General features: G+C 38.4%; 10 protein-coding genes. 4 read left to right on the top strand and 6 right to left on the bottom strand.

All coding sequences use genetic code 11. The features are described 5' to 3' along the window. The first annotated feature begins 208 nt into the window (after positions 1 to 208). The 4 genes from potA to potD all read left to right on the top strand — a co-directional run bounded on the left by potA (position 209) and on the right by potD (position 4,104). The gene (gene potA / locus AACU95_RS01550) at positions 209 to 1,324 is read left to right on the top strand and encodes a spermidine/putrescine ABC transporter ATP-binding protein PotA (RefSeq protein WP_004245891.1); all 1,116 of its coding nucleotides are present in this window, start codon (positions 209 to 211) and stop codon (positions 1,322 to 1,324) included. Further along, on the top strand, positions 1,308 to 2,168 hold the full coding sequence (potB, locus tag AACU95_RS01545) for a spermidine/putrescine ABC transporter permease PotB (RefSeq protein WP_004250112.1): 861 nt from the start codon (positions 1,308 to 1,310) through the stop codon (positions 2,166 to 2,168). Before potA ends, potB begins: the two co-directional genes overlap by 17 nt. Then, positions 2,165 to 2,944: a spermidine/putrescine ABC transporter permease PotC gene (gene potC, locus AACU95_RS01540; protein WP_004245888.1), complete on the top strand. Its 780-nt coding sequence runs from the start codon at positions 2,165 to 2,167 to the stop codon at positions 2,942 to 2,944. The genes potB and potC overlap by 4 nt, the downstream gene beginning before the upstream one ends. A gap of 116 nt (positions 2,945 to 3,060) precedes the next feature. Beyond that, entirely contained in the window at positions 3,061 to 4,104 is a 1,044-nt protein-coding gene (potD, locus tag AACU95_RS01535; protein ID WP_004245887.1) for a spermidine/putrescine ABC transporter substrate-binding protein PotD, read from the top strand. Positions 4,105 to 4,237: 133 nt separating this feature from the next. On the opposite strand, the gene AACU95_RS01530 is transcribed toward potD, so the two are convergent. From AACU95_RS01530 to AACU95_RS01505, 6 genes are all read right to left on the bottom strand, one after another. Further along, positions 4,238 to 4,555 (bottom strand): helix-turn-helix domain-containing protein, encoded by a 318-nt coding sequence (locus tag AACU95_RS01530; protein WP_004245886.1) that lies wholly within the window; start codon positions 4,553 to 4,555, stop codon positions 4,238 to 4,240. 26 nt (positions 4,556 to 4,581) lie between these two features. Then, positions 4,582 to 5,655 (bottom strand): fimbrial protein, encoded by a 1,074-nt coding sequence (locus tag AACU95_RS01525; RefSeq protein ID WP_004250113.1) that lies wholly within the window; start codon positions 5,653 to 5,655, stop codon positions 4,582 to 4,584. Continuing rightward, complete coding sequence (locus AACU95_RS01520) at positions 5,655 to 6,173, bottom strand: fimbrial protein (protein ID WP_012368488.1); 519 nt, start codon at positions 6,171 to 6,173, stop codon at positions 5,655 to 5,657. The genes AACU95_RS01525 and AACU95_RS01520 overlap by 1 nt, the downstream gene beginning before the upstream one ends. After that, positions 6,173 to 8,704: a fimbria/pilus outer membrane usher protein gene (locus tag AACU95_RS01515; RefSeq protein ID WP_012368487.1), complete on the bottom strand. Its 2,532-nt coding sequence runs from the start codon at positions 8,702 to 8,704 to the stop codon at positions 6,173 to 6,175. Before AACU95_RS01515 ends, AACU95_RS01520 begins: the two co-directional genes overlap by 1 nt. A gap of 36 nt (positions 8,705 to 8,740) precedes the next feature. Then, positions 8,741 to 9,418, bottom strand: a complete 678-nt coding sequence (locus tag AACU95_RS01510; RefSeq protein ID WP_036977012.1) for a fimbrial biogenesis chaperone — start codon at positions 9,416 to 9,418, stop codon at positions 8,741 to 8,743. A 98-nt stretch (positions 9,419 to 9,516) separates the two neighbouring features. Next, complete coding sequence (locus AACU95_RS01505) at positions 9,517 to 10,077, bottom strand: fimbrial protein (protein WP_004245878.1); 561 nt, start codon at positions 10,075 to 10,077, stop codon at positions 9,517 to 9,519. Positions 10,078 to 10,350: the final 273 nt, after the last annotated feature.

Below are 10,350 nucleotides of genomic sequence, written 5' to 3'. Positions count from 1 at the left end.
AAAAGCTTAAAAATGAATAGTTTTTCATAAGAAATGTACCTTTTTGCTTTCAATTTTACCTCACTACGTTTATCATTTGCCCCTTGTACTATACATACGGCGTTGCTGGTTTTGGGCTTCTGTGGAGCATACTGCTCCGGCAGCTCACACAGTCTTTTCCGGCGGCGGTTCTATCTGCATTATTCTTCGGGATAGAGTATTACCTTAAATGACTGAGAAAACATCTCTGACACCACTAGTCGAATTAAAATCCTTAAGTAAAGGTTTCGACGGAAAACAAATCATTTCCCGCCTCGATCTGACTATCAACCATGGCGAGTTTTTAACCATACTCGGCCCTTCAGGCTGTGGTAAGACGACGGTATTACGTTTAATTGCGGGCTTAGAAGACGCGGATGATGGACAAATTATCCTAGATGGACAGGATATTACCCATATTCCAGCAGAACAGCGTTTTGTAAATACCGTTTTCCAAAGTTATGCCCTGTTTCCCCATATGACCGTATTTGAAAATGTGGCTTTTGGTCTACGTATGCAGAAAACACCTGCTGCAGAGATCAATAGTCGCGTTATGGAAGCGTTACGTATGGTGCAACTGGAGGACTTTGCCCAACGCCGTCCTGCTCACCTTTCTGGTGGTCAACAGCAACGCGTCGCGATTGCACGGGCGGTGGTCAATAAGCCGAAGGTATTGTTGTTAGACGAATCATTGTCTGCTCTGGATTACAAATTACGTAAGCAGATGCAAAATGAGCTAAAAGCCTTACAACGAAAACTGGGGATCACCTTTATTTTCGTCACCCACGATCAGGAAGAAGCACTGACTATGTCAGATAGGATCGTGGTAATGAAAGAAGGGCGTATTGAGCAAGACGGCACGCCTCGAGAAATCTATGAAGAGCCAACTAACTTATTCGTTGCTCAATTTATAGGTGAAATCAATATCTTTGATGCACGTGTCCTACATCGTATTGATGAGACACGTATTAGAGCGGATGTTGAAGGGCACGAATGCGATATTTATACGCAATTACCTGTTACTCAAAATCAGCAACTGAAAGTGTTACTCAGACCAGAAGATCTGCGCGTTGAAGAGATACACGATCTTGAAAACCTTCCGGGACTTATCGGTTATGTTCGTGAACGTAACTATAAAGGCATGACGCTAGATTCTGTTGTTGAAATGGAAAATGGCAAGATGGTGATGGTGAGTGAATTCTTTAATGAAGATGATCCGGATGTTGATCACTCGTTAGACCAAAAGATAGCGGTAACTTGGGTTGAGAGCTGGGAGGTCGTGCTGGCTGATGAAGAAAACACGTAAACTATTTCAAAACATCGTTATTACTGGTGTTGTGGGTTGGTTAATGGTGTTCGTCTTCTTACCGAATATCATGATCATCGCCACCAGTTTTTTAACCCGTGATGATGCGAATTTAGTCGAGATGGTTTTTACACTCGATAACTATTATCGCTTATTTGATCCAATGTATGCAGAAGTATTACTGCACTCTATTAATATGGCATTGGTAGCGACCTTAGCTTGTTTAATATTAGGTTATCCTTTTGCTTTTTTTCTGGCAAAAATGCCTAAGAAAATACAACCATTACTGCTGTTTTTATTAATAGTTCCCTTTTGGACTAACTCACTTATTCGTATTTATGGGTTAAAGATTTTTCTTAGTACGAAAGGCTATTTTAATGAGTTTCTATTGTGGATAGGGCTTATCGATAAACCGCTAAGGATTATCTATACCCCAGAGGCGGTAGTATTAGGGTTGGTTTATATTTTATTACCTTTTATGGTTCTGCCACTCTATTCCAGCATTGAAAAACTGGATAAACCCTGTTTGGAAGCAGCTCGAGATCTCGGTGCGAATAAATTACAGACCTTTATTCGTATTATTATCCCATTAACTATGCCGGGGATCATCGCAGGTTGTTTATTGGTAATGTTACCTGCCATGGGCTTATTCTTTGTGGCGGACTTAATGGGGGGCGCGAAAAACCTACTTATTGGTAACGTAATAAAGAGCCAATTCTTAAATATTCGCGACTGGCCATTTGGGGCAGCTACCAGTATCTGTTTAACACTGGTGATGGGGTTAATGCTATTTGTGTATTACCGAGCCGTAAAACTACTGCATAAGAAGGTAGAAATAGAATGATAGGACGGTTATTGCGGGGTGGATTTATGTCCATCATTTACGCGTATCTTTATATCCCGATTATCATTCTGATAGTTAACTCTTTTAACTCATCACGTTTCGGGATCAACTGGAAAGGCTTTACCACTGACTGGTATACCATTTTATTAAATAATGACAGCCTGCTACAAGCTGCAGGGCATTCATTAACGATGGCAGTCACCTCAGCAACCTTTGCGACGTTGATTGGTTCATTGGCTGCGGTGGCGCTTTATCGCTATCGTTTTCGTGGTAAAAAGTTTGTTGGTGGTATGCTGTTTGTGGTGATGATGTCGCCAGATATTGTGATGGCGATTTCATTATTGGTTTTATTTATGCTATTAGGCATTTCCTTAGGGTTTTGGTCATTACTGGTGTCGCATATTACCTTTTGTCTGCCTTTTGTGGTGGTCACGGTCTATTCGCGACTCAGTGGTTTTGATGTCAAAATGCTTGAAGCCGCTAAGGATCTAGGGGCGGGTGAATTTACTATTTTACGTAAAATCATTATGCCATTAGCGATGCCAGCAGTAGCCTCGGGGTGGTTATTAAGCTTTACGTTATCGATGGATGACGTGGTTGTCTCCTCTTTTGTGACTGGACCAAGCTATGAAATTTTACCATTAAAAATTTACTCAATGGTAAAAGTGGGTGTTTCACCGGAAGTGAATGCACTGGCAACCATCCTTTTAGGGCTATCATTAGTATTAGTATTAATTAGTCAGTTGATCTTACGAGATAGAACTGGCAAAGCGTAATTTAAAAGTATTAGTGCGAGTTTCTCGCACTTTTTACGGTCTTGATGACCAAATCTGTTGGAGGTAGGCGTTACGCCTATTTGATATTAACGCATCAACCACTGAAGGAAGCCTAAATGAAAAAGTGGTCCTCTGTACTTGCTGCCAGTGTAATGGCATTAAGTATTGGTACAGCATCGGCTGATGATGGTAAGACAATCTATTTCTATAACTGGACGGAATATGTACCGCCAGGATTGCTGGAACAGTTTACAAAAGAGACTGGGATTAAGGTGATTTACTCCACCTATGAATCTAACGAAAGCATGTATACCAAATTAAAAACCTATAAAGATGGTGCTTATGATTTGGTGGTTCCTTCAACTTATTTTATTTCTAAAATGAGTCATGAGGGGATGCTACAGAAGATTGATAAATCGAAGCTCAGTAATTTTGATAATCTTGACCCAAGTTTATTACATAAATCATTCGATCCTCAAAATGACTACTCAATCCCTTATATTTGGGGAGCGACTGCGATAGGGATTAATAGTGATGAAGTTGATGTAAGTAGCATTACTTCATGGGCTGATTTATGGAAACCGGAATATAAAGATAGTTTACTGTTAACGGATGATGCACGTGAAGTATTCCAAATGGCTTTATTAAAATTAGGCTATTCAGGTAATACCACAGATCCAAAACAGATTGAAGAAGCCTATAAAGAGTTACAAAAGCTGATGCCTAATGTACTGGCTTTTAATTCGGATAATCCTGCCAATCCTTATATGCAAGGAGAAGTGAATCTAGGGATGATCTGGAATGGCTCTGCATTTATTGCGCGAGAAGCCGGTGCTCCTATTGAGTTGGTATGGCCAAAAGAGGGCGGTATCTTCTGGATGGACAGCTTAGCTATTCCTGCAAATGCAAAAAATGTTGAAGGTGCGCATAAGCTTATCGACTTCTTATTACGCCCTGAAGTTGCTGCAAAAGTGGCTGAAAATATCGGCTATCCAACACCTAATTTAGCGGCACAAAAATTATTGCCAAAAGCTATCACAAAAGATAGCTCACTTTACCCTAGTGAAGAGATTATCAGTAAAGGCGAATGGCAAAATGATGTGGGTGAAGCGACGGTTTTATACGAAAGCTATTACCAAAAACTGAAAGCGGGTCGTTAATTAAGTTTATCAGTACCAAAAAGCCACCGTTAAACGGTGGCTTCTTATATTTGTATAGAAAAAAGAGAACATTATCATTAAATCAACGATAAAATAGATGACAGTGTGTATTTGAACCGAAAGGATAATTAAGTTAAGGGCGATTAGTGCCATTTTTTATACAAGCCTCGGCAATCAGCAGGCTGTTTTTTTCTTGTATATTTCGTTGTTGCTCAATATTAATCATATAGTTACTTTGTAAGAAATAGCTGATATGAACATCAAACTTTTCAGTAATTAAATAAACAAACTCAATACTGATCCTATTTGTTCCTCGTTCATACCGTGAAAGTTGTTGCTGACTTATGCCTAACTCTTTGGCAAATAGTTTCCCCGAATATTTTAAATTTTTTCGCAAGTGACGTATTCGTTGTCCTATACGAAAATTAATCGTTTTGCTGCTATCAATCATTTCATCAGCCTTAAAAATTCAAATCATTATTGATAAGAAAAAGTGAGACTGGCTAATCCGTTTGCTTTACCCGGTTTTAGTGTCCCAGTCGTGATATAGCGAGTTGACAGGTTTAATATGTAGTTTTCGTTGTTAGAAGTTGTTATATGGAGTAAACGTTGGTTAGGTTGTCCTATCGCACTGATATCAGGGCCATACACCACGGGAGTTGGATTATCATTAAAGAAAAATTGAATACCAATACCAGAAGCATCAGAATCTGATGTCAGTGTGAGGATATCTGTATTATTAGAATAGGTAGACTGATCGGTCATGCTGGCATATAAATGCACATTACTATCGCATGTAACAGAGATGGGTTTAGCCTGACTTTTTGATGTTGAACCAATGGCTGCCATATCTCGCATTGAGATATCACCTAATTCATAGGTGAGATTTTTGGTATTTACGGTACAGCCTCGAGCTTTAATAGTAATAGTGACGGGGTTAATTGCTACGATAGAGGTATTATTGCCTTTATGGCCTCCACCATATTCAGACCATGTATTGGCGATAACTGTATATGGAATGTTATAAACGCCAGTCTCAAGATGTTTATCTGTCACCACAAAGACGACTTTGCCTTTCAGTGAAACGCGATCCACATTATGGTTAACGGTAGAGCCTACTGCAGGATAAATCACCGTTGCACCCGAACCGTTATCAACATCAATAGGTACGTAAGCAACACTATCATTGTTATCTTTTAAACCAAAAGCATAGCCGATACCTTTAACTCCGGGGAGTGAATAAACAGGATAACGATTACTACCTTCGTAATAGTAGATCCCGCTAATTTTTGAACCAGTAGCATTAGCATAGAGGGTTTCAACCCAACATTTTTGCAAAAATTTCTTCTCACATTTGAAACCATTATGGACAGAGGTTTCACCTATCCAAGTTGATGTGATGGGCGTTCCTGCGGGAGTACCATCGGCGGCACCATCAAAATTCATAGGTGGAGGGGTTACCACTAATGGATCTGCAATAGCCCATGCCATTTGGCTCGGGATACAAAGAAGAGAAACCAGCAATGTGAAGAAAGAAAAAGAGCGTGTCATTATTGGTACTCCAGTAAAAAGGTTGCTGTTGCATTCGCCGATCCGGCTTGAACAGGAAGTTGAGTCGCTACATAGCGAGCATAAAATTGCAGGGTATTATCTTGGTTAGGCAATAAGGTATAAGACTGGCTTTTATCGTTAATATCGATGGAAGCTCCTAAGTTATCCATAATGGAAATGGCAACTCCCTTGGCACCCGTTGCATCAATGGCGAGTAAGGCGTTATCAATAGGATCGGCACGACCATTAAAACTGACCTTCACAGCACTGGCTTCAGGTTGGCAATCGACTAATTTAATACTAAAAGGGATAACAGGCGTACGTTGTTGCGTTATCGTCGTAGAAATAAAATCTTTTGTGGCGATTTGGCCTAATTTTACGGTAATACGTTTTGAGTTTGTCTCTACCGTACATGTGTTTCCTGTTACTCTGGCATTAATGTGTACCAATGTATCGTAAGCAGATCCCTTAGTGGTAAACAGTAATGACAACGCTACAATAAGCATTAATTTGTGCATTATTGGCACTCCTGTGTCATTTTCACAAAAGGTTCATCAAGTTGAGAGGCGGGTAATTGATAGTTCACTTGACAGTATTGAGAGGCATTATGCCCCCAGCGGATCTCTAATTTTCCTGAATCAGGGACACCCGATAAGTAGAGTAAGCCATCATCGCCAACAATACCGGACAGATGATTTTGTTTATCAGTTGCTATTGCCCCAAAAGGGAGTGGGCGACCTTGGTGTTGTAGCGTCAGTAATAAGCGATACCCTTTTTTAGCATCAAACTGAACTTTAATGACGGCGCCTTGTGTTGGGATCACCTGCTTAATGTTTTGCTCAATTTCAACATTATCGGGTAATGCGGTGGTGTCTAATGCCACTCGATTTTGTCGATAAGCGGTAGCATAGGGAATAACGGCAAACCCTCGCCAGTCAGTATAAACCCCTGTCGCATTATCAATCGGTACATCCGCAGTATTACGAGCATCTACTAAAATGGCATTAGCGCTTAAGGGTTGGCTTAAGGTTAATCCGCCACTATGGAGTAGCATACCTCCAGCGAGGCTATAGTTAATTTGTTGAGCATCTTGATGATAGTTATAGCTAGCATTTAAATTGCCATAGCGACTTTGATAACCCAACGCCGCACTACCGGTATAGTTTCCGCCTTGATTGCTATAACCTTGTTGAACACTGTAATTAAGGGTATTGTCTTCCAATAATGTACCAGCAATCCCCGCATTATGTGTCGAGTAACCGTTATTATTGTGGCTGTAATTATATGTGAGATAAGTGCTATTGATGGATTGATAACTTGTCGGCATTAGCAATTGTAATGGGATAGAAAGACCCACAGACAATGTTTGGTCACGCTGACCACTATTCATCATTCTGTTATAACTATAAATGACGTTATAAGAGAGCCCTTTAATATTGCCATTGTAGCCGGTTTGTACTAGGACATTTTTCTCATTAGTTCCCCAATAATTTTGCCAGTTGGTCATCATAAAAATAGAGCCATAATCCCCCAGTTGTTGTGATAAATTAATTTGTAGGCTCCCTTTCTTGCGATTATGCAAATTAAAATAACTCAACGGTTTTTTTTGATTATCTTCATACAGATAACCGGACATACGCGTATTTAATGTCTCATCTAATGTGTAAAAACCCGAAGTAGAGTAACGATAACCGAGCAATTGAAAGTTTGTGCCAAATTGGTTTAACGACTTGGCATAAAGAAAACGTAAAGAATAACCATCTGATGTTGAGTTATTTGGCAATTGGCTATGAGCAAAGGTGATATCGGTAGAGAAGGCACCTAGGGTACCCATATTTTTACCTGCTCCTAGGGCATAAGATTGGTAATCTTTTGTTGCTAATGCACCGCCATAGACAGTGGTGTCATAGGGTAAGCCATAAATAAGATGACCTTGTATAAAGCGAGGTTTTTTATGTTGGTTATTTTGGCGTATTTCACCGGCTTGGATGACAAACTGTTTTTGGCCTTCTCGCTGTAAAATAGGTACAGCAGAATAAGGCACAACATAGCTGTGTTTGCTACCATCATTTTCTTCAATGGTGACATAGAGGTCGCCACTATTTGACGTTGGATAGAGATCACGGATTTCAAAAGCACCCGGAGAAACAAAGGTTTGATAAATCACATAACCGTTTTGGCGGATCACCACTTTAGCATTGCCTTTAGCAATACCTCTGACTACAGGTGCAAATCCTCTTTGGCTATCAGGTAGCATAGTGTCGTCACTTTCTAATGAAATACCTCGAAAATTAACACTGTCAAAAAGTGTTGATGAGGTATAACTATCACCAATTTGTAATTGGCTTCTTAATGACACAATATTGCGTTGCAGATAGGTATTGATATGGTTCCATTGGTTTTTCCCGTTTGACGAATTCCAAGTGGAATAATCGCGTAATCGCCAAGCACCAATATTGATCCCACTACGTAGATTTAAGTAGTAGCTATTATTATGAGAATTTCCCCAGCTATTAGCGCCACTAAAGGTGTAGTTTAAAATACCTGCTGTTATACCGTTATCCCATTTTTCTGGTGGAATATAACCGCGCGCTTTCAGATCTAACGCGGCTTGAGGGACTTGAATATTTAAAGCTTGTTTCTCAATATCATAATTAACAACAGAATCTGGAATGATTTTTTCAATATCAATACATTCATTTGCCGAGAATTTTTCAAAATCAGCAAATAGTTTAATATTGATCCCGAGTGATTGATAATAATCTCGATTTAAACAAGGAATAACATGGTTATCTTGACTAATAAAATGAATATTTTCACTACGCAGATACTCATGATTAAAAACAATATCAAGAAGATAATCACCGGGTTTAATGCGGTTGCCTGCTTCAAAATAACTTAAATCGGTGACGGCATCAGGAGAGTCAGCCAAAAATGCAGGATTAAATCGGTTTGCGCTATATGATGAAAAGGACAGCGTCAATGACAATGCAATGACACTTGGAAAGAGAAAATAAACGATATCTTTATTAGTATTCTTATTAACCATGGTTTTTGACCAACAGGGTTGAAAAAGATGCTGTGATTAATGAACGATTTCTTTTTTTAAAACAGGAGCCTGTGCGCCATAATCATTAATGGTTTGGAATGAAATGGTATTAGCATTCTGATTAACTTTTCCTAATGTTAATTGTGAAAATGGGTTAATCATAATACTTGAAGGAAGTTGACTGTCGGCTGCGGCTAAATTGACCATAGTAATATGATAAGGTGTTGGATTATGGGCAATTAACTCCCCATTTTTATAGGAAAAAGTCACTTCATTGGCATATTTTTCAGTATAAGCGGACAATCCACTAGGACGGTAGAAAAGCTTTATCCGACTCTGGATGGCAATTTGTAGTGTATTTTCATTGGCAAGCTTTTCATCTAAAGAAGGAATAGCTTTGACATTCATCCAAAATAAACTTTCGCGATCTGCAGGTAAAGGTTCACCTGTATACATAATTCTTAAAGCATTCTCTTTATTAGCGTCAAGAATATATAAAGGAGGGGTAACAATAAAATCATTATTTTTATTACCTTGATTATCAGATACCCATGATTGAATTAGAAAACTATTCTCTTTATCTGAATTAGTCACAACAAGATTAGTTTGTTTAATATTAGAATTATAAATAATACGCGTAGCACCTAATGAAACACCATTAGAATAAGCAATAAGTGGGAATAAAAAAATAATAAAAGCAAATATCTTTTTCATAATAAATATTTATTAGCTAATGAATATGGAGTAATAATACTTTTGATAAAAATAGGCCGTCCTTGGCGATAAGACATCAATCAAAAGTGATGAAGTGATTAAGAGTAAGTCACCATAAAGTTAGTTGTAACGTTTGCGCTACCTGCCTTCACTGTATCATCAGTGGAAATAAGAGAAGCGTTATAATTTAATTGGTTTTCACCTTCGATTAATTTTTGAGTTGAAGAAGGTTGTCCTGGAACAACATTTTTGCTGCTTGAATCGGTAATTTTTAACGCTACATTGGTTGCTGCGCCACTGCCTTGTAATGCGAATGCAGTTGCATCACCATCAGAAGCTGTACCGTTAAAGGTAATTGCTGCTAATGATGAAACAGTAATATCGCAGTTATTTAATTTAATGCTAAAAGGAATACGTCCTGTTTCATCACCTTTTTTAGTGAATTCAGCAACACGGAATTGACCCAAACGAACAGTTTGGTTACTTGAACTACTATCAACACCACAAGCAGCATTAACGACAGAACCTTCAAAGTTAATAGTACCACCATTAACTGTAACTTCTGTTGGTGCTGGTGTACCAGTATCTTCTGCTAGGGCAGGTGTAGCAATTATGGCCATTGCTGAAGTAATAATTGCAGATAATAATAACTTTTTCATTAAATGTTCCTATATTTTCAATATATATTTAATACTTAGCTTAATAAAATAAGCTAATATTTAATTCTGTTTTTATTATTAATAATAAAAAACAAGGATTAAATTATTTTTGGAAAATGCCAAATAAGACTATTTTATTTATTAAAACAAAAGCGAGCGATAGCAATCTTCGTGAAAACGAATAAATTGCCATATATTCACTTAAGTCAAATTTACAAAAATTATAAATGTGGTAAAAAAAATAGAGAAATCGTTTTAAACGATCGTTTTTTG

It is taken from the genome of Proteus sp. G4415 (assembly GCF_963896075.1).
Taxonomy (GTDB): Bacteria; Pseudomonadota; Gammaproteobacteria; order Enterobacterales; family Enterobacteriaceae; genus Proteus; species Proteus mirabilis.
The sequence above is the reverse complement of the archived record's forward strand: the minus strand, read 5'-3'. Positions and strand labels throughout refer to the sequence as shown.

Excerpts from the sequence above, each read along its gene's own strand:
- AACU95_RS01505 (WP_004245878.1), bottom strand. The coding sequence starts at position 10,077 with ATGAAAAAGTTATTATTATCTGCAATTATTACTTCAGCAATGGCCATA.
- AACU95_RS01520 (WP_012368488.1), bottom strand. The coding sequence starts at position 6,173 with ATGCACAAATTAATGCTTATTGTAGCGTTGTCATTACTGTTTACCACT.
- AACU95_RS01530 (WP_004245886.1), bottom strand. The coding sequence starts at position 4,555 with ATGATTGATAGCAGCAAAACGATTAATTTTCGTATAGGACAACGAATA.
- potC (WP_004245888.1), top strand. The coding sequence starts at position 2,165 with ATGATAGGACGGTTATTGCGGGGTGGATTTATGTCCATCATTTACGCG.
- potB (WP_004250112.1), top strand. The coding sequence starts at position 1,308 with ATGAAGAAAACACGTAAACTATTTCAAAACATCGTTATTACTGGTGTT.
- AACU95_RS01510 (WP_036977012.1), bottom strand. The coding sequence starts at position 9,418 with ATGAAAAAGATATTTGCTTTTATTATTTTTTTATTCCCACTTATTGCT.
- AACU95_RS01515 (WP_012368487.1), bottom strand. The coding sequence starts at position 8,704 with ATGGTTAATAAGAATACTAATAAAGATATCGTTTATTTTCTCTTTCCA.
- potD (WP_004245887.1), top strand. The coding sequence starts at position 3,061 with ATGAAAAAGTGGTCCTCTGTACTTGCTGCCAGTGTAATGGCATTAAGT.
- potA (WP_004245891.1), top strand. The coding sequence starts at position 209 with ATGACTGAGAAAACATCTCTGACACCACTAGTCGAATTAAAATCCTTA.
- AACU95_RS01525 (WP_004250113.1), bottom strand. The coding sequence starts at position 5,655 with ATGACACGCTCTTTTTCTTTCTTCACATTGCTGGTTTCTCTTCTTTGT.